The sequence below is a fragment of the Komagataeibacter europaeus LMG 18890 genome (genome assembly GCF_000285295.1).
Classification (GTDB): domain Bacteria; phylum Pseudomonadota; class Alphaproteobacteria; order Acetobacterales; family Acetobacteraceae; genus Komagataeibacter; species Komagataeibacter europaeus.
On record NZ_CADP01000019.1, the window covers coordinates 20,866 to 41,743 of the forward strand.

Below are 20,878 nucleotides of genomic sequence, written 5' to 3' on the forward strand. Positions count from 1 at the left end.
TCGCCATGACCCCATCCGCCACGGCCCGCGCCAGGGTACCCGTCACTGTCATCACCGGCTTTCTGGGGGCGGGCAAGACCACGCTGCTGCGCCACGTGCTGGCCAATGCGAAAGGACAGCGCATCGCCATCGTGGTCAATGAATTCGGCACGCTGGGCATCGATGGCGATACGCTGCGCGCCTGCGGCGTGGAAGGGTGCCGTGACGAGGATATCGTGGAGCTGACCAATGGCTGCCTGTGCTGCACGGTGGCCGATGACTTCCTGCCCACGATGGAAGCCCTGCTGGACCGTGAGGCGCCACCCGACCATATCGTGATCGAGACATCGGGGCTGGCGCTGCCCAAGCCGCTGCTCAAGGCATTTGGCTGGCCCACCATCCGCACCCGCATGACGGTGGACGGCGTGGTCACGGTCGTGGACGGTCCCGCCGTCGCCGCCGGCCGCTTTGCCGATGACCCCGACGAAGTCGCCCGCCAGCAGGCCGCCGACCCGTCGCTGGACCACGACAACCCGCTGGCGGAAGTGTACGAGGACCAGTTGCTGTCCGCCGATCTGGTGGTGCTGAACAAGACCGACCTCATGACCCCGGCGCAGGCCGACGCGGTGGAAGCGTCCATCCGCGCCGAGATCCCGCGCGTGGTCAAGGTGGTGCGCGCGACCGACGGACAGGTGGACCCCGCCATCCTGCTGGGCCTTGACGCAGCGGCGGAAGACGACCTTGAAGCCCGCCCGTCCCACCACGACGCCGAAGGCGGCGAGCACGAGCATGATGATTTTGAAAGCTTCGTCGCCCCCATCCCTGAACAGGACAGCGTGGAGGGCTTCATCGCCCGCCTGAAAACACTGGCCGGACAGCACGACATCCTGCGCATGAAGGGCTACGCCACGGTGCGCGGCAAGGCGATGCGCCTTGCGGTGCAGGGGGTCGGCAGCCGGTTCCGCCATCAGTTCGACCGCGCCCTGTCCCCTGACGCGCCGCGCACGGGCAGCCTTGTGGTCATTGGCCAGAAGGGCATGGACCAGTCCGCCATCACTGCCACGCTGGCGCAGGCGTAGCGGCGGGCGACTGAGGGAAACGGGCAGCCACCATGCACCTGCTTGCGCGTGAGGTCCGCACGCTGGAAGACGGCGAACAGGCGGAAGACCTGGGACATGCCCCGGCGGATATCGTGTTCCTGTCCTTTTCGGACAGTGACCTGCTGTGCCTGAACGCGGCCCACGCGGCGCGGGGCGCGCCGACTGCGACCCTGCGCACGGCCACGCTGTCGCGCCTGCTGCATCCCATGTCCATCGACCTGTACGTGGCCGACACGATCATGGGGTCGCGCTGCGTGGTGGTCCGGCTGCTCGGCGGCGTGGAATACTGGCGTTATGGCGCGGAAGAACTGTCGCGTGCCTGCCAGCAGCCCGGGATCCCGCTGGCCTTCGTGGCGGGGGACGGGCGTGACGACCCGCGCCTTGCCGCGCTGTCCATCGTGCCGGAAGCCATGCGCACCCGCCTTGACGCGCTGCTGCGCACCGGCGGGACGGCCAACATGCAGGCCGCCCTGCGGCTTATGGCGCATCTGGCCGGATGTGGGCCGGATGACGGGGCCGCCCCCGTTCCCCTGCCACCGGCCGAAGTACTGCACGCCGCCGATCCAGCCCTGCCGTTGCGGGCCATGGTGGTGTTCTACCGCGCGCACCTGCTGGCGGGGGACATTGCCCCCATCACGCAGCTTGCGGCCCGACTGGCCAGCCATGGCATGGGGGCGGACCTTGTCCATGTCACGTCGCTCAAGAATCCCGAATCCGCGCGCATCGTGGCCGCGCGGCTGGCTGAAAACCCGCCGGATGTCATCATAAACGCCACCTTTTTTTCCGCCCGCACGGGCGACGACAGCGGCTCCCCGCTGGATCTTGCGGGCGTGCCGGTGCTGCAGGTGCAGCAGCCGGGCATTCCCTTTGCCGTATGGCGCGACAGCGTGCGCGGCCTGTCGCAGGCCGATCTGGCGATGCAGGTTGTGCTGCCCGAACTGGATGGCCGCATTCCCGCCTGCCCCATTTCCTTCAAGGAAGAAACGGCCCCCGGCCTGCCCGCGCGCCATGACCCCTATCCCGATGGCATCAACCTGACCTGCGCGCGCGCGGTGGGCTGGGCGCGGCTGGGGCATGAACCACCCGCCACGCGACGGGTCGGGATCATCCTGTCCGATTATCCCGGCGCGCAGGGCGTGCCCACGGGACAGGCGGCGCATGCCGTGGGGCTGGACAGTTTCGCGAGCCTTGCGCACATCCTCCGCCTGCTGCGCGACGCCGATTACGATACGGGTGACGGCACCCTGCCCACGGCGGACGCGCTGGCCCACAGGCTGGCGCGCGCATCGGCACAGCCCTTCGTTTCCGTCGCCACCTACCGCGCGTGGCTGACGGCACTGCCCCCCACGCTGCAAGATGCGCTGGCTGCCTGCTGGGGCGCGCCAGAAGATGACCCCACCGTAACGGATGGCCAGTTCTGCCTGCGCCATGTCCATATCGGGCGCGTCGTGATGGCATTGCAGCCCGATCGCGGGGCCACGACCGACCGGCATGCGGGCTATCATGATCCCGACACGCCACCCCGCCATGCCTATGTCGCGTTCTACCTCTGGCTGCGCCATGAATGCGGGCTGGACGCCACGGTGCATCTGGGCACGCATGGCACGCTGGAATGGCTGCCGGGCAAGGCGGCGGCCCCTTCGGCCACGTGCTGGCCATCGGTGCTGGTGGGGGGCATGCCCGTCATCTACCCCTTCATCGTCAACAACCCCGGCGAGGCAGCCGCCGCGCGGCGCAGGCTGGGGGCGGTCACCATCGGCCATATGACGCCCCCCATCGTGCCTGTTGGTACGGCGGGGGCCGATACGGGCGACCTTGAGCGCCTGATTGATGAATATGCCGCGGCCGACGGACTGGATCGCAGGCGGGGTGCGATCCTGCGCGGGGAAATCCTGCAACGCGCCGACAGCCTTGGCCTGCTGAGCGAAACCGGCGTGACCCGCACGGATGACGAGGACGAAGCCCTCGCCCGACTCGATGCCTATCTGTGCGACGTCAAGGATTTGCAGATCCGTGACGGGCTGCACGTATTCGGCAGCCCTCCCCCGCGTGCGCCCGAACTGGCGCAGGCCATTGCCCGTTCATGCGGCGGGGTGGCGACGGACGACATCACGAAGCGCCTGCTGGCCTGCGGGCATGCGGAAGGCACGGCGCTGCTGGCGGCCCTTGACGGGCGGTTTGTTCCTGCCGGGCCCGCGGGCGCGCCCACGCGGGGCCGGGCCGACGTGCTGCCCACGGGGCGCAACCTGTACGCCATGGACCCGCGCGCCATTCCCACCCGCTCCGCCCTGGTACTGGCGCAGCGCACGGCGGCGCTGCTGCTGGAAGGGCACCTGCAGGACCAGGGCGAGCCGCTGCGCAGCGTGGTCATCGACCTGTGGGGATCGGCCAGCCTGCGCACGGGGGGCGAGGATCTGGCCCTTGCGCTGCTGCTGATGGGGGTGCGCCCGGTATGGGATGGCGCGTCGGGACGGGTGACGGGGATCGAGATCATTCCCATGGCCGAACTCGACCGCCCGCGCGTGGATGTGACGCTGCGCCTGTCGGGCCTGTTCCGTGACGCCTTTCCGGGGCAGATCGCGCTGTTTGAACAGGCGGTGCAGGCCGTTGCCGCACGCGGTTTCGAGGCCCCCGACCTCAACCCGCTGGCGGCACGGGCCGCGGGGCTGCAGGGGGCTGCATTGCAGGCCGCGACCGCCCGCATGTTTGGCGCGGCACCGGGCAGCTACGGCACCGGGGCGGAAGACCCGCTGGCGCGGGGCACGTGGACCACGCGGGATGATCTGGGCCGGGCATGGCTGGAGGGGTCGGCATGGACCTATGGCGGCGCGCGGGAAGGCCAGCGCCAGCCCGACGCGCTGGCCGCGCGCATGGCGGGGGCGGCGGTCGTGCTGCATGTGCAGGACAATGCCGAAACCGACATTCTGGAAAGTGCCGACATGGCCACCCATGAAGGGGGCATGGCGGCGGCGGCCAGCATGCTGGGCAACACGCCGCGCATGCTGCATGGCGACACTTCCCGCCCCGATGCGCCGCGCCTGCGTGCAACGGCACAGGAAGTGGCCCGGGTCACGCGCGGGCGACTGGCCAATCCGGCATGGCTTGCAGGCATACGTCGCCACGGCTACCGGGGGGCGGCCGAGATCGCGCGGGGGATGGAGGCCCTGCACGGATTCGCCGCAACCGTGCCCGCACGCTTTGACCGGCAATTTGACCTGACCTTCCGCGCCCTGCTGGACGATGCGGAAATGGATGCCTTCCTGCGCCACGCCAATCCGGACGCCCATGCCGCCATCCGCCGCCTGCTGGCCGATGCCCTGCGCCGGGACCTGTGGCGGCCACGCAGCAATTCCGCAGCCATGCTGCTGGACCCGCGGCCATGACCATAGCCCCCACCGTGCGCGGCTGGTGCCCCGGCCTGCACACCCCGATGGAAGCAGCCGATGGCTGGCTGGTGCGCGTGCGCCCGCCGCTTGGCCGCCTGTCCGGGGCACAGGCCCGACAGATCGCCCGCGCCGCCACCATGCACGGCAACGGACTGATCGAACTGACCAGCCGGGGCAACCTGCAACTGCGCGGCCTGACATCCGACGGCACCCGCGCCTTCGCCCATGACATGCGTATTGCGGGACTGGCTGGCGCCGACGCCGCGACCGAAGCCCGGCGCGGGCTGCTGCTGTCACCGCTGGCGGGCATCGATCCCGCCGCCGCACCTGACGCACCCGACGTGATCCGTGCGCTGGATACCGCCCTTACGAACGCCGATACGTTGCGCGGCCTGCCCGCCAAATTCGTGATTGCGGTGGAATGCGGCGGCCATGTCCCGGCGGGCACGCTGCGGGCGGATATTGTCGCCCGCGCCACGGATACCGGATGGATGGTGGTGTGCGGCGATCGCGCGCTGGCCTGTCCCGGCGCGGATGTCGCGCGCATTGCCGTTGCACTGGCGCATGCGCTGGCCGCGATGAAACCCGTCATGCGTCCGCTACGTGATCCCATGCTGGGGCAGGCCGCCTTTGCCCGCATCAGGATGCCCGATACGGCAACCGCTCCCTCCGCCCGTCCGCACCGGCCCGTGCTGGCGGGTCCCCTGCCCGGTCACGCCATGGGGGTGGTACTGCCGCCCGGTCCCATTGCGGCCAGGATGCTGGAAGACATCGCGCGGTGGTGCGACGAACGTGGCAACGGCCACGTGCGCGTGGCCCCGTGGCGCGCGATCGTGCTGGAACAGTGTGATACGCCGCCCCCCCTGCCCGGCCTGATTACGCAGGTGGATGACCCGCGCCTGCGCATATGGGCGTGCATCGGCACGCGGGGCTGCGCGTGCGCCACGCGCGACGTCATTGCCGATGCCCATGCGCTGGCCCCCGACCTGCCGCCGGGCGTCAGCCTGCATGTATCGGGCTGCGCCAAGGGATGCGCCCACCCCGCCCCTGCCGACATCACGCTGGTGGCGGGACCGGACGGCTATGGCCTGTGCCCGCATGGCCGGGCGGACAACACGCCTGTGGACATCGGGCTTTCACTGGCACAGATACATCCGATCGTGCGGGGCTGGTCCCCGGCACCCCACCGATCCCACCCCACGCCACGGGAGAACTGAACCGGCATGACCCCGCAGACGGAACCGTACGACTACATTCATGACGGGGCGGCGATCTATGCCCGTTCCTTTGCCATCATCCGCGCCGAAGCCGATCTGAGCGGACTGGGCGAGGCGGAAGCTCGCGTGGTCGTACGCATCATCCATGCCTGCGGCATGGTGGATGTGGTGAAATCCATCCGCATGTCCCCCGATTTCGTAAGCAGCGCACGTGCGGCCCTGCTGGCGGGCAAGCCCATCCTGTGTGACGCGAACATGGTCGCCCACGGCGTGACCCGCGCGCGCCTGCCGGCCGACAACCCGGTCATCTGCACGCTGCGCGACCCGCGCACGCCGGTTATTGCCAGGGAGATCGGCAATACCCGCTCGGCTGCGGCAATGGACCTGTGGGGCGACCAGCTGGATGGCGCGGTGGTGGCCATTGGCAATGCGCCGACCGCCCTGTTCCACCTGCTGGAAATGATCCGCGCGGGCGCGCCCCGGCCTGCTGCGGTCATTGGCATGCCGGTCGGCTTTGTCGGTGCGGCGGAATCCAAGGAAGCGCTGGCGGAATTTGGTGACCTGCCGTTCATCATCGTGCGTGGCCGCCTGGGCGGCAGCGCCATGGCGGCAGCCACCGTCAACGCGCTGGCGAGTGAAGCGGAATGACCGGCAACGCCGCAACCGGCCGCCTGTCCATCCTGGGCATGGGGCCGGGTGACCCGGAACTCATGACCATAAAGGCCGCGCGCATACTGCGTGAAAGCCCGGTGGTGGCATGGTTCTGTCGCCATGACCGTCCCGGCCATGCCCGCCAGATTGCGGGCGACATGCTGCCCGAACGGGCGAAGACCCTGCGCTTCGCCTATCCCTTCACCACGGAAATCCCGGTCAGCGACCCGGCCTATCTTGTACGCATGGCCACGTTTTATGACGAATGCGCCGAACACATTGCAGGACACCTGCAAAATGGCCAGGACGTGACCCTGCTGTGTGAAGGGGACCCGTTCCTGTTCGGATCGGCCATGTATGTGTTCGACCGGCTGCATGAACGCTTTGCCTGCACCGTCGTGCCCGGCATTACCGCCATGGGCGGATGCTGGTCGGCGGCACGGCAGCCCATGGTGCATGGCGATGACGTGCTGTGCGTCATTCCAGGCACGCTGGATGAAGCGGCGCTGACCACATGGCTGGAACGGGCGGATGCCGCCGTCATCATGAAACTGGGCCGCAATCTTGAAAAGGTACGCACCGCCCTGCGCCATGCCGGACGCGAGGAGCGGGCGATCTATGTCGAACGCGCGACCCAGCCGCAGCAGTGCTGGATGAAGCTGACCGACATGACGGGACCGGCACCCTATTTCTCCATTATCCTTGTGCCGGGGCGGGAGGACGCGCGATGACGCAGGCGGCAGGGCGCATCTTCATCGTGGGGCTTGGCCCCGGGTCGCCGGAACAGGTAACCCCGCAGGCCAGTGCCGCACTGGCGCAGGCCACCGACCTGATCGGCTATGCGCCCTATGTCGCGCGGGTCGGGGCCGGGCCGGAAGTCGTGCGCCACGCCTCTGACAACCGTGTGGAACTCGACCGCGCGCGCCATGCCATTGAACTGGCGCTGGCGGGACGGACCGTGGCAGTCGTATCCGGTGGCGACGCGGGCGTATTCGGCATGGCCAGCGCAGTGTTTGAGGCCATCGACCACGGCCCCGCCGCGTGGCGGGGGGTGGATGTTACGGTCATACCGGGTGTTTCCGCCGTGCTGGCCGCCGCCGCCCGGCTGGGCGCGCCGCTGGGGGGGGATTTCTGCGTCATTTCCCTGTCCGACAACCTCAAGCCGCGCGCGGTCGTGCACCGCAGGCTGGCGGCCGCCGCCGGGGCCGGGCTGGTCATTGCGCTGTACAACCCGCGATCAAAGGCCCGCCCCGACCAGCTGGGCGAGGCGCTGGACCTGCTGCGCACCATCCTGCCCGGTGATGTGCCGGTGGCGTTCGCCCGCGCCATAGGCCGCCCGGACGAACAGGTGATCCTGACCGATATCGCGCATGCCGACCCCGAACAGGTGGACATGAGCACGCTGGTGCTGATCGGCTGCCCGCTGACCCATGTGATCGACTGCGCGGATGGCGGCAAATGGCTCTATACCTCCCGCCGGGTGGAAGAGACGTGCGCGTAAAGGCGTTCCAGCCATGCCATGGCCCCCACCGCGTCCGCCACGGTGGGGGCGGCGGCCACTGGCGGCCGGTCCACCATGATGACCGGCACCCCCCCCGCGCGCGCCGCCGCCAGCTTGGCATAGGTGGCGGTTCCGCCCGAATTCTTGGTGACGATCACATCAATCCGTTCATCACGCAGCAGGGCGTCCTCAGCCGCGACATCAAAGGGACCACGTGCCTGCAGCACCCGCGCACCAGGCGGCAGCAGGGACGCATCCGGCCGGTCCACGCTGCGCAGCAGCCAGTCATGCGCACCTGCATGATGGAAGGGCAGCAGGTCCTTGCGCCCCACCGTCAGCAGCACGCGGCGCGGCGTACTGCCCAGCGCGCGGGCGGCCGCTTCCATGTCAGCCACCCGTATCCAGCGGTCACCCGCCACCGGCGTCCAGCCGGGGCGTTCCACGCGCAGCAGCGCGACACCGGCCTGCGTACACGCCTGCGCGGCGTTGGCGCTCATGCGCACGGCAAAGGGATGGGTGGCGTCGATGACCGCGTCCGTCCGATGCGCCACGAGCCAGTCCCGCAGGCCATCCACCCCGCCAAATCCGCCAATCCGGACGGCAAGCCGTGGCAGGACCGGCGCACGCGTGGCCCCGGCGAGGGAGACCGTGGCATCAAAACGCGCGCCCGCCTGTTCCAGCAATCCATACAGTTCGCGGGCCTCCGTCGTGCCCCCCAGAACCAGAACCCGCATCTTTTCCCTTCCGCGTTCAACGGGGACCGCGCATGACCACCCCATGGCTGCATGTTATCGGCATTGGCGAAGAGGGTGTCGAGGGGCTGCCCCCCGCAACCCGCGCGCTGGTCGCGGGGGCCGGGCTGGTGGTCGGTGGTGCGCGCCACCTTGCCCTTGCGGCATCGGTGATAACCGGACGGACGCTGGCGTGGCCACACCCCTTTGCCGATGGCATTGCCCGGGTGCTGGCCCATCGGGGGGAATCCGTCTGCGTGCTGGCATCGGGGGATCCGTTCCTGTTCGGAGTGGGGACCACGCTGCGCCAGCATGTGCCGATGGGCGAAATGGCCTGTCATCCCGCCCCGTCCTGCGTGGCGCTGGCATGCAACCTGTTGGGCTGGGCGGAACAGGATATAAATGTACTGTCCCTGTGCGGTCGCCCGATGGAGGCCGTGGCCCCTACCCTGCAGCCCGGTGCGCGGCTGGTGGTGCTGTCGGCGGATGAAGACAGCCCGGCGCACTTCGCCCGCTGGCTGCATGAACGTGGTTTCGGGCCGTCCATTATGCACGTGCTGGGCGCGCTGGGCGGGGCGGGACAGACACGCCACACCGGCACGGTCGCGGAAATGGCGGCGGCGGATGCGCCCCGCCCGCCCCGGCTGAACCTGATGGCGCTGGAGATCGTGGCCACGCGGGATGCGCTGGTCATCCCGCTGGCCTGCGGCCTGCCCGATGACATGTTCGCCCATGACGGGCAGATCACCAAGCGCGAGATCCGGGCCGCGACCCTGTCCGCCCTTGCCCCGCGACGGGGCGAGGTACTGTGGGACATTGGCGGGGGATCAGGGTCCATCAGCATTGAATGGATGCTGCGCCACCCGGCCAACCGGGCCATCGCCATTGAAAAATCAGCCGACCGCCGGGCGCGTATCGCCCATAACGCCCTGAACCTGGGCGTGCCCGCGCTGCATGTCGTGGCGGGGGAAGCGCCTGCCGTCCTGCCCACCCTTACGGCCGATGGCCTGCCCGCACCCGACGCCATTTTCATTGGGGGGGGCATAAGCAATCCCGGCATGCTGGACACCGCATGGCACGCCCTGCGGCCGGGCGGGCGACTGGTCGCCAATGCCGTGACGCTGGAAAGCGAGGCCGCTGTCATCGCCGCCCATGCCCGCTGGGGGGGAATGCTGACGCGCATGCAGGTGGAACGGCTGGAAGCCATCGGGCGCTTCCACGGTTTCCGTCCCGGCATGACCGTGACCAGCTATGCCGTCACCCGCACGGCAGACGCACCTGCATGATTGTCGCGGGACTTGGCCTGCGCAGCGGGTGCGCGGCGGACGTGATCCTTGACCTGCTGCGCGAAGCCCATGAACGCTGCGGCCTGCGACCGGACCTTGTGGCCGTGCCCGCCTTCCGCTACCGCGAAGCCGGGTTGCAGGCGGCACTCGCCCGGCTGGGCCTGACGCTGCGCGCCGTGACACCCGACGAACTGGCCACAGCCCAGCCACGCTGCGTCACCCGTTCCGCCCGCGCGCAGGCAGCACTGGTGGTGGCATCGGTCGCGGAAGGCTGCGCGCTGGCGGCGGCGGGGGCGCGGTCACGCCTGATCGTGCCGCGCCTGACCGGCACCCACGCAACATGTGCCATGGCACAGGGAGAAAATGCATGACCGTACATTTCATTGGCGCAGGCCCGGGGGCCGCCGACCTGCTGACGCTGCGCGGGCGCGACCTGCTGGCGAAATGCCCGGTCTGCCTGTACGCAGGCTCCATCGTGCCGACCGAAATGCTGGCACACTGCCCGCCGGATGCGCGGCTGGTGGACACAGCCCCCCTGACGCTGGACCTGATCGAAGCGGAATACGTCAGGGCCCACGCGGCAGGACAGGACATAGCCCGCCTGCATTCGGGCGACCTGTCGGTCTACAGCGCCGTGGCCGAACAGATCCGCCGTCTTGACCGCCACGACATCCCGTGGACCATGACGCCGGGCGTGCCCGCCTTTGCCGCCGCCGCCTCCGTGCTGGGGCGTGAACTGACAATGCCAGAAGTGGCGCAGAGCGTGGTGCTGACCCGTATCAGCGGCCGGGCATCGGCCATGCCGGAGCGTGAGAAGCTGGCGGCTTTCGGCGCGACGGGCGCGACGCTTGCCATCCACCTGGCCATTCATGTGCTGGACCAGATTGTGGCTGACCTGACCCCGTTTTACGGCGCGACGTGCCCCGTGGCCATCGTGGCGCGGGCGACATGGCCCGATCAGCTGGTGCTGCGCGGCACGCTGGGGGATATTTGCCAGAAGCTGGCTGAAAATCCGATCGAGCGCACGGCGCTGGTGCTGGTTGGCCAAGCGCTGAGCACGCATGATTTCCGTGAAAGCGCGCTGTATAACGCCGATTACCACCGCCGTTTCCGGTCCTGAAAAACTGTCCCAGACAGAAGTTCTTGATGAAGCTTTTTTCAAAAAGCTTCAAAGAACGCCGCCTTTCCGGAAAAAGGCAGCACCCAAAAACTCTTATTTTTATCAAAGCATTATTCTAGACTGGCGAAGGACCATACCGGGCAACAAGCAGGCCCGCGCGGTCGAACAGCAGCACATCCAGCATGCAGTCGCATCCTGCCAGAACATCCCGCGCACATGCCCATGCCCCACGCGCCACCGCCGGGCCAAGGGGAAATCCCGCCTGCTGCGCCAGCGCGAAGGCAGCGGCGACGGAATGGGCCTGCGCAATGGCCGCCACCACCGCGTCGGGGGCCGCGATATCGCGCGCAAGATCCGCCAGACGGGTCATGTCCGCCTGCCCGCGGCGGGAATGCAGGTCAAGAAACCCCTGCGCCAGCTTGGTCATCTTGGCCACGCCGCCGCCAATGGTCACGCGGCCCACCGGATGACGGCGCAGGTATTTCAGCAGGCCACCGGCAAAATCCCCCATTTCCAGCATGGCTTCTTCCGGCAGGCCGTACAGTGCCCGCGTGGCGCGTTCCGACACATCACCCGTGCAGCCCGCCACATGCGGCAGGTCCAGCGCGCGCGCCACGTCCACACCACGATGGATGCTGTCGATCCACGCGGCACAGGAAAACGGCACGACAATGCCCGTCGTGCCCAGAATGGACAGGCCGCCAACAATCCCCAGGCGACCATTGAGCGTATGCCGCGCCATACCCCGTCCCCCCGCGATGGACACCGTCACCACCACATCCGGCTCCCGCCCCGCCACGTCACGCAGGGCGGTGCGGATCATGTGGCGGGGCACGGGGTTGATGGCAGGTTCACCCGGCGGAATGGGCAGGCCGGGCAGGGTCACGGTCCCCACGCCATCACCCGCCTGAAACACCACGCCGCTGCCCGGCGGGCCACGGCGCACGTCCACGCGCACATGCGCGCCGTGGGTCACGTCCGGGTCATCGCCCGCATCCTTCACCACCGCCGCCCATGCGCCATCGCCTTCATGCCCGTGGGCGGCCAGCGCAAAGGCCACGGACTGCCCGCCGGGCAGGGTGATGGTCACCGGATCGGGAAATTCGCCCCCGCACAGCCCATTCCACGCGGCACGGGCGGCGGCGGTGGCGCAACTGCCTGTGGTCCATCCCCGGCGCAGGCTGGTATGGGTACGCTCCATCTGGGTGATCTTCTTTCCCTACGGGGTAATAAGGTGGCTCCGCTCACCACGGTCTAGCAGGAACGGACACGATGACACGAGGGCTGATGATAGCCGCGCCCCGATCAGGCGGCGGCAAGACCACGCTGACGCTGGCCCTGCTGGCCGCCCTGCGCCGCCGGGGCGTTGGGGTGCGCGGGGCCAAGACCGGGCCGGATTATATCGACCCCGCCTTTCATGAAGCACTGACCGGGCGTTCCAGCCTCAATCTGGATAGCTGGGCCATGCCGCCCGCACTGCTGGATGATGTCATGGCGCAGGCCTGCCTGGACTGCGAGATACTGGTGACCGAGGCCTCCATGGGGCTGTTTGACGGGCTTATGGACCCCCGTGGCGCCCGTGGCGCGCCGGCGGATATCGCCGCGCGCTTTGGCCTGCCGGTCATACTGGTGCTGGATATTTCCGGGCAGGGGCAGTCGGCGGCGGCCACCGCGCTGGGCTTCGCCACGCTGGATCCCACGGTCCGGATCGCAGGCGTCATCCTGAACCGCGTCGGCTCCCCCCGCCATGCCGCCATGGCGACACAGGCCATTACCGCCACGGGCATACCGGTGCTGGGCGCGTTCGGGCGTGATACGCAGTTGCAGATGCCCGAACGCCATCTGGGACTGGTGCAGGCGCGTGAGCATGGCGGCCTGGACGAACTGGCGGCGCGGCTGGCGGCACAGGCGGAACGCGACCTTGACCTGGACGCCATACTGGCCTGCGCCCTGCCGCCGCATATCGACCCCGTGGCACCTGCAACCATCGCCCTGCCCCCACCGGGACAACGGATCGCGGTGGCGAATGATGCGGCCTTTTCCTTCCTTTACGCGCATGTCGTGGCGGGCTGGCGCAGCGCGGGGGCGGAGATCCATCCCTTTTCCCCCCTTGATGACGAAGGCCCGGATGACAGATGCGATGCCTGCTGGCTGCCCGGCGGTTATCCCGAACTGCACGCCGGACAACTGGCGGCGGCAGGACATTTCCGCCATGCGCTGGCGCGGTTCGCGCAGACCCGGCCGGTGCATGGGGAATGCGGCGGCTTCATGGTGCTGGGGGAAAGCCTGACGGACAAGGCGGGCGAGACCCACCGCATGACCGGCCTGCTGGGACATGCCACGTCCTTTGCCAGGCGCCGCATGAATCTTGGATACCGTAGCGCCACCCTGCGCCATGACTGCGCCATCGGGGTCGTGGGCACAGTGTTGCGTGGGCATGAATTCCATTACGCCACGGTCACCGATCCCGGCCCGGATGCGCCGCTGGCCAGCCTGCATGATGGCTATGGCGTGGACCGTGGCGCCGGCGGCGCACGACGCGGGCATGTATCGGGCACGTTCTTCCATGTGCTGTCCACGGCGGGAACCCTGTCCTGACGGGCGGCCCATCACCCATGGCCAGAGGTATGGCGACACGCGCTCACGCAGCGGCGCACGGCTTCCCTGGCGTTACATGCGCCACGAACATACCCGTACCCGCCATGGCGCAGGTATCGGAACAAACATGATGGACAACATTTCCACCAGTATTTAATAATAATTATCACTTACTTCTATTGTCCGGATAATATCGCCTTATGCGACTGAGTGACCTGCCACGCGGAACCGACGCCGTGATTGACAGCGTTGATGACCACGGCAGCACCGACCCCGTGGCCCAGAGACTGCGTGAACTCGGCTTCGTGCCGGGTGAGGCGGTGCGCATTGTCGCGACAGCCCCCCTGGGGGGCGACCCGCTGGCGGTGCGCATCGGCTTTACACGCTTTGCCCTGCGCCGCACGGAAGCAGCCCGCGTGAACGTACACACTGCGGGGGTGCAGGCATGACGGCCCTCAACATCGCGCTGGTGGGCAACCCGAACTGCGGCAAGACGGCGCTGTTCAACCTGCTGACCGGCAGCCGGCAGAAAGTGGCCAATTACGCTGGCGCCACGGTGGAACGCAAGGAAGGCTGGTTCACCACGCCCGCGGGCCGTACCGTGCGCCTGCTGGACCTGCCCGGCGCCTACAGCCTGAACGCCACCAGCCCCGACGAGGCCGTAACCCGCGACGTCTGCGCCGGAACCTACCGGGGGGAGGCCGCGCCCGACCTGCTGGTCTGTGTTGCCGATGCGACGAACCTGCGGCTGCACCTGCGCTTCGTGCTGGAAATGCGGGCCCTTGGCCGCCCGGTGGTGCTGGCGCTGAACATGATTGACGCGGCACAGCGCAACGGCATGGAAATCGACCTGCCGCGCCTGCAGGCCGAAATCGGCATGCCGGTGGTGCCAACGGTGGGCATCCGGCGCGACGGGGCACGCAGCCTGCTGGAACGGCTTGATGGCGCGCCGCCGCCAGTCCCCGTCGCGCTGCCCGCCGGCACGGACCTGCATGCGATGGTGCGCCAGATCCTGTCGGACTGCGTGACCCATTCCACCCCCCTGTCCGACCGGGTGGAAGAACGGCTGGACCGCTGGGTGCTGCACCCGGTGTGGGGACCGGTCATCCTGATCGTGCTGCTGTTCTTCATGTTCCAGGCGGTTTTCGCGTGGGCGCAGCCCCTGATGGACGGAATTGACGCGGGCATGGGCTGGCTGGGGCAGCAGGTCGGGCAATTACTGCCCGATGGCGTGCTGCGCAGCCTGATCGTGGATGGCGTAATCGCGGGGGCGGGCAGCGTCGTGACGTTCCTGCCGCAGATCCTGATCCTGTTTGCATGGATACTGGTGCTTGAGGAATCGGGGTACCTGCCCCGCGCCGCGTTCCTGCTGGACCGGCTCATGTCCTTTGCGGGGCTGAGCGGACGGTCCTTCATCCCCCTGCTGTCCAGCTTCGCCTGCGCCGTGCCCGGCGTCATGGCCACGCGCACGATCCAGAACCCGCGCGACCGGCTGGTGACCATCCTGATCGCGCCGCTCATGACCTGCTCGGCCCGGCTGCCGGTCTATACGCTACTGATCGGGGCGTTCATTCCCCATCGCAACATTGCCGGGTTCCTGAACCTGCAGGGGCTTGTCCTGTTCGGGCTGTATGCGCTGGGCATCGTGTCGGCCGTCGTGGTGGCGCGCGTGCTGCGCTGGCGCAACCCCGACCGTCAGGAAGCTACCCTGCTTATGGAACTGCCCGCCTACCGGCTGCCCAATCCGCGTGACCTGGCGCTGGGGCTGTGGGAACGGGCGCGCATATTCCTCATGCGCGTGGGCACGACCATTGTCTCGCTCACGGTGTTGCTGTGGGGACTATCCAGCTTTCCCGCCCCGCCACCGGGCGCGCCGGGACCGGCCATCGACTGGAGCCTTGCAGGCCGGATCGGCCACCTGATGATGCCGATCTTCGCGCCGCTGGGCTTCAACTGGCAGATCTGCGTCGCCCTGATCCCCGGTCTTGCCGCGCGTGAGGTCGCGGTGGGCGCGCTGGCCACGGTCTATTCGCTTGGTTCCGGCACGGATACGGATCAGGCGGCCTTACAGCTTGGGCAGATGCTGCCGACGCACTGGAGCATGGCCACCGCACTGTCGCTGCTGGCATGGTATGTGTATGCGCCGCAATGCGTCGCGACCCTTGCGGTCATCCGGCGCGAAACCGCGTCATGGCGGGTGGTGGTGCTGGCGGCGGGCTACCTGTTCGCCCTGGCCTACGTGGCGGCATTCCTGACCTACCATATCGCACGGATGTTCTGATGCACCTCGCAACGCTGTTCCAGACGCTGCTGGCCTGCGGGCTGGTCGGGGCGTGTGCCCTGTACTGGACGGGCCGGCTGTTTCCCCTGCTGGCGCAGAAGGGGTGGCGGCAGGCGGCGACCATGCTGCGGCATGTCCATGCCCCGCCTGTCCTGATCCGCTACGCCGACCGGCACGCAACCCCGCGCACCGGCGGGGGCTGTGGCGGGTGTTCGGGCTGCGGTGGCAAGACCTGCGCGCCCGACAGGCCGGTCAGGTAAAGATACGCATTTTAGATAAATGACCAGATGGATCAGCGCGACAGGATGGGGTATATAGACCATCCGGTTTGGTCATGATCATGCGCTATGGTTCTTTTTTATATAAATTCAGAATAAACATTATTTCATATAATGCGGGATATATGTCCTTCGTTCATATGATATCCGCTTGCCCACTGCTACCACCGTCCTGCCTGCCTTGATATGTATGATGGCATGTCCGGCAAGCGGCGTGACCAAACCGTTCCATGACTTTATGACCCCCGGTCCGCACGGCTTGCGGCGACGGGCTGCCCTTGTCCCTTTTGCGAGGTAATTCAATGTCCAAGCCTAACCTGAGCGCTGAAGTCCTTATTTCGGCACTGGAACAGGCCATAGACGCAACCGTTATTATTGATGACCAGAACCATGTCATTTTTTTCAATAGCGCTGCGGAAAACCTGTGGGGCCTGGACAGGAAGGACGTGCTTGGCCAGAACGTGAACGTGCTGGTGCCCGCGCAGCAACGCAGCGGGCATGACGCGTTCGTGAACCGCAGCCGCGCCAGCGGCCAGGACCGGATTGTCGGCACATCGCGGGAAGTGGAATTCACCCGCAGCGATGGGGAATACATATGCGGTGAACTGTCGCTGTCGAAGGTCGTCACGCATGACAAGCGCGTCTTCTTCATGGGGGTGATGAAGAACGTCACCAATGAAAGCCAGCAGCGCAAGATCCTGATCCTGCAGAATGACGTGCTGCAGGCACTGGCCAGCGACATGATGATACAGGACGTGGCCGACCTGCTGTGCCGCCGGGTGGAAAGCTTCGTGCCCGGCACGGTGGCGGTCCTCATGCTCATCACCGCTGATGGGCAGTTGCGCGTGCTGTCCAGCCCCACCCTGCCGAAGCGGTACCGGACGTCGCTGGAAAGCCTGTACATTTCCTCTTCCGAACTGGAAAAGCTGCGGGTGGATCCCAACTACGCCACGCGGCTGGTATGGGACAGCTACCGTTCGCTTGGTATCTCGCTGGGGCTGCAGCAGTGTTTCTGCACGCCGGTCTGCACGCGTTCGGGCCAGGTCAAGGGCATTTTCGCCCTGTATGCGCGTGAGGACCAGGGCCGCAATACATGGCCGCAGCGCATTGTTGATTCATGCATTCCCTTCTGTGCGCTGGCGTTCGAGCAGAATGCGACGCAGGAACATATTTCCCATCTTGCCAATTTTGACAGCCTGACCGGGCTGCTTAACCGTTCGTCGGTCCACAAGGTGATCGAGAGCATGATCAACAAGCAGGATGGCAACCGCCAGTTCGCCATCTTCATGCTCGATATCGACCGTTTCCGCGATATCAACGACGCGCTGGGCCATGTCTATGCCGACCAGTTCCTGGTCGAGATCGCGGCCCGTATCCGCGCCATCGCACTGGACGGGTATGTCATCAGCCGTTCCGGCGGGGATGAATTCGTGGTGGTGGTGCCCAACTGCCCCACCAAGGAAGCCACGGAGTTTGCCGAACGCCTGCTGGCCACCATCGCCAAGCCCATGCAGATCGGGCAGAACACGCTGACGATTTCCTGCTCGATCGGCATCAGCACCTATCCCGACAACGGACCGGATAGTGAGTCCCTGCTCAGCACGGCGGATGTGGCGCTGCGACAGGCCAAGGAAAACGGGCGCGGCACCTTCCGCTTCGCCAACCTGGAAAAGAACCAGGTGGCGCAGGACCGGCTGGTGCTGGGTTCCGCGCTGCGTGATTCGCTGGCAAAGGGCATGCTCAACCTGCATTACCAGCCGCAGGTGCGCACGCATACGCTCGAACTCAGCGGGGTGGAGGCCCTGTCGCGCTGGCACCATCCGACACTGGGCAACATCTATCCCTCCCGCTTCATCGCGGTGGCGGAGGAAACCGGCCAGATCGAGGCCATCGGCCGGTGGTCGCTGCTGGAAGCATGCCGCCAGATCGTAAAATGGGATCGCGACGGCATCCATGTCCCCACCGTGGCCGTGAACCTGTCGGCGGTGCATTTCCGCAACCGCGCGCTGCCCGAGCACATCGCGGCCCTGCTGAAGGACCATGACCTCAAGCCCGCGCGCCTGACGGTGGAAATCACCGAAAGCGTGATGATGGACAACAGCCGCGATACCGAGGAAGTGCTGCAGTCCATCCGCAACCTTGGCTGTGGCCTGTCGATGGATGATTTCGGCACGGGGTATTCATCGCTGTCGCGTCTGACGCGCCTGCCGCTGACGGAAATCAAGATCGATCGCAGCTTCATCAATGAATTCGAGCATGACACCAACGCACAGGCCGTGACCATGGCGGTGATCGGCATCGGGTCGCGCCTGGGCATGACGGTGGTGACCGAAGGGGTCGAGACGGAACAGCAGTGGCGCCTGCTGGAGGAACTGAACTGCGATGTGATGCAGGGCTACCTGTTCGCCAAGCCGCTGGCCCCCGATGACCTGGAAAAATGGGTCAGGCAGCACAAGACAATCCGTGAAATCATGCCGACCACGCCTTCCGCCAAAAATGTTTCCGACAAGAAAATATTAGCGCATTGTTTTAATTCATTAATTTTCCAATAAGGTTTCAGTTTTGCGCAAACGTATGGCGAACGTGATCGGAAACCATTCTTGTACTTTCATGCATCTTCCCCTATAATCACCCAGCTGCGGCACCCATCCGGTTGGTGCAGGTCACGATGCCGCAGCGCCGCATTTCTAGAGACCCTCGGGTCGCAGTGGGTGGAAGCCCCGCACCAGTTTCAGGTTCCAGATACTGCGGCAGCGTGGATGGACATGCCGCACCCCTAATGAGGTCAGCCCGCTGCGCTTGGGAAACATGACATTTAGGATGCGAAAGCAAGGTGCGAATATCGGGTGAGCCCGACGCCGTAGCCGGTATCAAGCCCGGCCCGCAGTAATCTGGCACAGAGCGGCAGGGCCTTCGGGTTCCTGCCGTTTCTATTTCCTGCACCCTCTCCGCAAACAGAACAGCCGGTGCAGCCAGCGCCAGATCACCGATGACCGCCCACGAATGGCGCGACTGGATCACGCCCGTCACACTCGCCTGCGTCCCAGGTATCAATCATCGCCTGCACCCTCCCTCGCAGTTCCTCCCGATCAGCAATCAGTCGGGCTGCCTCAGCGTGCCGGGCATCATCATTCTGCGCGAACATGGACGCCTCATAGCCAAGCTGCCGCCCCATCTCCACGTCAGGCATGGATGATAGGGGCGCATAGGCCACCGGCAGGCTGACCATCTGCCCGCGTACCCGGCTTGCATCGGCCTGCACGCCAAATGTGGGCGCGGTCGTGATTGCCCCCACGCTGAACTGTCCGCCATGCGTGAACTGACCAGACAGTTGCAGAGTCACGTCCCCCGCAATCGTTCCCACCACTGGATCGGACCGTCCCTGACTGCATTGTGCCGCCCGGACAGCGCGGACGAACAGGGCGTCCTGATCCTCAGTCCAATCGCCCGCGTGCGATACCGATACCACTCCTGCCTGCGCCAGACTGGACTGGATGCCTGTCATGGCCTGCGGGATGGTAGTTGCGACGCGGGCCGGGTGGGCAGCGCACCCCGACAGGCCGACCATGCAGGCGAACAGGAAGGCTACGCGGTCGGACCGGTTCATGCTGCGCCCCGCAGATATGCCGCATTGGCCTCGACCAGCGCGGTCCAGTCATCGCCAGCCGGATACAGGCCGCCAGGCGCGTGTAATTGCCCCCACGCCAGCCCATGCACTTCCATGATGCGGGAACGGACCCAGCGCCATGTGGCTTTCTGCTTGCAGCCCCATGTCAGGAGCGTCACAAGGTCGGTGTCAGCCGTGCCCGCGTAATCCCACAGCAGCAGGCAGTGGCCGCCTGCGCTGCCCGGCGTCGGGTCGCCATGATCGGCCGGACTATCCGTGTCCCACACGGGCGGCAGGTTGCCATCCTGGTCTTCCCACATATCCGCCGTGGCAAGCTGCACGCCCAGATAGGCAGCAGACAGGCCTGCGGTGATGTTGCGGATTCCGTTCAGGTCGCCCGGATCGGCACTCCCCCAGCACGGATACAGGGTCTGATCGGTCAGGGCGCATCCGTCACGGGACGCTGATGTCAGCACATCAACCTCCACGCCACCGTTGTCCGTGTTCGGGTTGCCTGGCACGTAGCCGGTGGACTGGCTGTAGAACCGGATTGCCGCGTCTGTGGTGATGCCTGCCACGTCAAATCCGGCCAGCGCAGCCGTGGCGTGCATGTGGTTGAAGATACCTGCCGATGTGCAATCCCCCAGCGCGTCATTGCCGAGCATGGCGGGGTGCGGGTCGATATGGTCACGGATCAGCCGCGCCGGAGCCTGTCGGGCGCAGAATCCGCGCATGACGGACAGGTGTGGCTGGCCGGGCCGGTGTTCAGCCGGGCGGCAGCCGAGTTTACGATTGATCATGGCTGGATGTTCTCAAACACAGTTACAAAAATGCACTGCCCCTTGGGGATATTTTCGGAACGGCAATCTCTGTATGTCGAGCATCCCGAAAGGCAGATGGCTGTCATAATCAGGCAGCCGAGAAAGCGTTTTGTCATGGTATATCCAATAAAAAAGGCGGCTCCGAAGAACCGCCTTGTGGTTATGCAATCTGTTTTTGTCGTTCTGGTTGCAGTTGCGTCCCCCGCCGCCTCTGCAACCAGTTCTGCCGGGCCTGCTCGACGTAGGGGCGGATTCCCCGGCGCTTCTGGATTTCCAGACTGCGCCAATTAGCCTGCATGAACGCCTCAGTATTCCGGGGTTC

The 20,878-nt window shown here is 66.6% G+C and carries 18 protein-coding genes; 14 read left to right on the plus strand and 4 right to left on the minus strand.

Annotated elements, in window-relative coordinates:
* The first annotated feature begins 5 nt into the window (after positions 1-5).
* From cobW to cobJ, 6 genes are read left to right on the plus strand one after another with little or no spacing between them, the layout of a single operon-like run.
* Positions 6-1,058, plus strand: coding sequence for a cobalamin biosynthesis protein CobW (cobW, locus tag GEU01_RS08265; RefSeq protein ID WP_019085695.1), 1,053 nt, complete (start codon positions 6-8; stop codon positions 1,056-1,058).
* 32 nt (positions 1,059-1,090) lie between these two features.
* Entirely contained in the window at positions 1,091-4,462 is a 3,372-nt protein-coding gene (gene cobN / locus GEU01_RS08270) for a cobaltochelatase subunit CobN (RefSeq protein WP_019085696.1), read from the plus strand.
* Positions 4,459-5,682, plus strand: a complete 1,224-nt coding sequence (gene cobG / locus GEU01_RS08275; protein WP_026018597.1) for a precorrin-3B synthase — start codon at positions 4,459-4,461, stop codon at positions 5,680-5,682. Before cobN ends, cobG begins: the two co-directional genes overlap by 4 nt.
* Positions 5,683-5,688: 6 nt before the next feature.
* Positions 5,689-6,330, plus strand: coding sequence for a precorrin-8X methylmutase (locus GEU01_RS08280; protein ID WP_019085698.1), 642 nt, complete (start codon positions 5,689-5,691; stop codon positions 6,328-6,330).
* Positions 6,327-7,064: a precorrin-2 C(20)-methyltransferase gene (locus tag GEU01_RS08285; RefSeq protein ID WP_010508203.1), complete on the plus strand. Its 738-nt coding sequence runs from the start codon at positions 6,327-6,329 to the stop codon at positions 7,062-7,064. The genes GEU01_RS08280 and GEU01_RS08285 overlap by 4 nt, the downstream gene beginning before the upstream one ends.
* Positions 7,061-7,834: a precorrin-3B C(17)-methyltransferase gene (cobJ, locus tag GEU01_RS08290; protein WP_019085699.1), complete on the plus strand. Its 774-nt coding sequence runs from the start codon at positions 7,061-7,063 to the stop codon at positions 7,832-7,834. Before GEU01_RS08285 ends, cobJ begins: the two co-directional genes overlap by 4 nt.
* Here cobJ and GEU01_RS08295 read toward each other — a convergent pair.
* The gene (locus GEU01_RS08295) at positions 7,798-8,568 is read right to left on the minus strand and encodes a cobalt-precorrin-6A reductase (protein WP_026018598.1); all 771 of its coding nucleotides are present in this window, start codon (positions 8,566-8,568) and stop codon (positions 7,798-7,800) included. The genes cobJ and GEU01_RS08295 overlap by 37 nt on opposite strands.
* 32 nt (positions 8,569-8,600) lie before the next feature.
* On the opposite strand from GEU01_RS08295, the gene GEU01_RS08300 reads away from it, so the two are divergent.
* The 3 genes from GEU01_RS08300 to cobM are packed head-to-tail and all read left to right on the plus strand — an operon-like array spanning position 8,601 to position 10,971.
* Positions 8,601-9,851 carry a bifunctional cobalt-precorrin-7 (C(5))-methyltransferase/cobalt-precorrin-6B (C(15))-methyltransferase gene (locus tag GEU01_RS08300; RefSeq protein WP_019085701.1) on the plus strand — a complete coding sequence of 417 codons (1,251 nt, stop codon included), beginning with the start codon at positions 8,601-8,603 and terminating at the stop codon, positions 9,849-9,851.
* On the plus strand, positions 9,848-10,222 hold the full coding sequence (locus GEU01_RS08305) for a cobalamin biosynthesis protein (protein ID WP_019085702.1): 375 nt from the start codon (positions 9,848-9,850) through the stop codon (positions 10,220-10,222). Before GEU01_RS08300 ends, GEU01_RS08305 begins: the two co-directional genes overlap by 4 nt.
* Complete coding sequence (cobM, locus tag GEU01_RS08310) at positions 10,219-10,971, plus strand: precorrin-4 C(11)-methyltransferase (RefSeq protein WP_019085703.1); 753 nt, start codon at positions 10,219-10,221, stop codon at positions 10,969-10,971. The genes GEU01_RS08305 and cobM overlap by 4 nt, the downstream gene beginning before the upstream one ends.
* A 115-nt stretch (positions 10,972-11,086) precedes the next feature.
* On the opposite strand, the gene GEU01_RS08315 is transcribed toward cobM, so the two are convergent.
* Complete coding sequence (locus tag GEU01_RS08315) at positions 11,087-12,172, minus strand: cobalt-precorrin-5B (C(1))-methyltransferase (RefSeq protein ID WP_019085704.1); 1,086 nt, start codon at positions 12,170-12,172, stop codon at positions 11,087-11,089.
* Between the two features lie 71 nt (positions 12,173-12,243).
* Here GEU01_RS08315 and GEU01_RS08320 point away from each other — a divergent pair, with 71 nt between their 5' ends.
* The 5 genes from GEU01_RS08320 to GEU01_RS22505 all read left to right on the plus strand — a co-directional run bounded on the left by GEU01_RS08320 (position 12,244) and on the right by GEU01_RS22505 (position 18,680).
* Positions 12,244-13,569 (plus strand): cobyrinate a,c-diamide synthase, encoded by a 1,326-nt coding sequence (locus tag GEU01_RS08320; RefSeq protein ID WP_026018599.1) that lies wholly within the window; start codon positions 12,244-12,246, stop codon positions 13,567-13,569.
* 200 nt (positions 13,570-13,769) lie between these two features.
* Positions 13,770-14,018, plus strand: a complete 249-nt coding sequence (locus GEU01_RS08325; protein ID WP_010508194.1) for a FeoA family protein — start codon at positions 13,770-13,772, stop codon at positions 14,016-14,018.
* A complete protein-coding gene (feoB, locus tag GEU01_RS08330; RefSeq protein ID WP_019085706.1) occupies positions 14,015-15,850 on the plus strand; it encodes a ferrous iron transport protein B in 1,836 nt (611 codons plus the stop codon). Before GEU01_RS08325 ends, feoB begins: the two co-directional genes overlap by 4 nt.
* Positions 15,850-16,110 carry a DUF6587 family protein gene (locus GEU01_RS08335; RefSeq protein ID WP_010508192.1) on the plus strand — a complete coding sequence of 87 codons (261 nt, stop codon included), beginning with the start codon at positions 15,850-15,852 and terminating at the stop codon, positions 16,108-16,110. The genes feoB and GEU01_RS08335 overlap by 1 nt, the downstream gene beginning before the upstream one ends.
* A gap of 320 nt (positions 16,111-16,430) precedes the next feature.
* The gene (locus tag GEU01_RS22505) at positions 16,431-18,680 is read left to right on the plus strand and encodes an EAL domain-containing protein (protein WP_019085707.1); all 2,250 of its coding nucleotides are present in this window, start codon (positions 16,431-16,433) and stop codon (positions 18,678-18,680) included.
* A gap of 431 nt (positions 18,681-19,111) precedes the next feature.
* Here GEU01_RS22505 and GEU01_RS08345 read toward each other — a convergent pair whose 3' ends face one another.
* Both GEU01_RS08345 and GEU01_RS08350 read right to left on the minus strand, forming a co-directional pair.
* Positions 19,112-19,735 (minus strand): hypothetical protein, encoded by a 624-nt coding sequence (locus tag GEU01_RS08345; protein ID WP_019085708.1) that lies wholly within the window; start codon positions 19,733-19,735, stop codon positions 19,112-19,114.
* Complete coding sequence (locus GEU01_RS08350; protein WP_019085709.1) at positions 19,732-20,535, minus strand: hypothetical protein; 804 nt, start codon at positions 20,533-20,535, stop codon at positions 19,732-19,734. The genes GEU01_RS08345 and GEU01_RS08350 overlap by 4 nt, the downstream gene beginning before the upstream one ends.
* Positions 20,536-20,878 lie beyond the last annotated feature (343 nt).

Excerpts from the sequence above, each read along its gene's own strand:
- cobW (WP_019085695.1), top strand. The coding sequence starts at position 6 with ATGACCCCATCCGCCACGGCCCGCGCCAGGGTACCCGTCACTGTCATC.
- cobN (WP_019085696.1), top strand. The coding sequence starts at position 1,091 with ATGCACCTGCTTGCGCGTGAGGTCCGCACGCTGGAAGACGGCGAACAG.
- cobG (WP_026018597.1), top strand. The coding sequence starts at position 4,459 with ATGACCATAGCCCCCACCGTGCGCGGCTGGTGCCCCGGCCTGCACACC.
- GEU01_RS08280 (WP_019085698.1), top strand. The coding sequence starts at position 5,689 with ATGACCCCGCAGACGGAACCGTACGACTACATTCATGACGGGGCGGCG.
- GEU01_RS08285 (WP_010508203.1), top strand. The coding sequence starts at position 6,327 with ATGACCGGCAACGCCGCAACCGGCCGCCTGTCCATCCTGGGCATGGGG.
- cobJ (WP_019085699.1), top strand. The coding sequence starts at position 7,061 with ATGACGCAGGCGGCAGGGCGCATCTTCATCGTGGGGCTTGGCCCCGGG.
- GEU01_RS08295 (WP_026018598.1), bottom strand. The coding sequence starts at position 8,568 with ATGCGGGTTCTGGTTCTGGGGGGCACGACGGAGGCCCGCGAACTGTAT.
- GEU01_RS08300 (WP_019085701.1), top strand. The coding sequence starts at position 8,601 with ATGACCACCCCATGGCTGCATGTTATCGGCATTGGCGAAGAGGGTGTC.
- GEU01_RS08305 (WP_019085702.1), top strand. The coding sequence starts at position 9,848 with ATGATTGTCGCGGGACTTGGCCTGCGCAGCGGGTGCGCGGCGGACGTG.
- cobM (WP_019085703.1), top strand. The coding sequence starts at position 10,219 with ATGACCGTACATTTCATTGGCGCAGGCCCGGGGGCCGCCGACCTGCTG.
- GEU01_RS08315 (WP_019085704.1), bottom strand. The coding sequence starts at position 12,172 with ATGGAGCGTACCCATACCAGCCTGCGCCGGGGATGGACCACAGGCAGT.
- GEU01_RS08320 (WP_026018599.1), top strand. The coding sequence starts at position 12,244 with ATGACACGAGGGCTGATGATAGCCGCGCCCCGATCAGGCGGCGGCAAG.
- GEU01_RS08325 (WP_010508194.1), top strand. The coding sequence starts at position 13,770 with ATGCGACTGAGTGACCTGCCACGCGGAACCGACGCCGTGATTGACAGC.
- feoB (WP_019085706.1), top strand. The coding sequence starts at position 14,015 with ATGACGGCCCTCAACATCGCGCTGGTGGGCAACCCGAACTGCGGCAAG.
- GEU01_RS08335 (WP_010508192.1), top strand. The coding sequence starts at position 15,850 with ATGCACCTCGCAACGCTGTTCCAGACGCTGCTGGCCTGCGGGCTGGTC.
- GEU01_RS22505 (WP_019085707.1), top strand. The coding sequence starts at position 16,431 with ATGTCCAAGCCTAACCTGAGCGCTGAAGTCCTTATTTCGGCACTGGAA.
- GEU01_RS08345 (WP_019085708.1), bottom strand. The coding sequence starts at position 19,735 with ATGAACCGGTCCGACCGCGTAGCCTTCCTGTTCGCCTGCATGGTCGGC.
- GEU01_RS08350 (WP_019085709.1), bottom strand. The coding sequence starts at position 20,535 with ATGATCAATCGTAAACTCGGCTGCCGCCCGGCTGAACACCGGCCCGGC.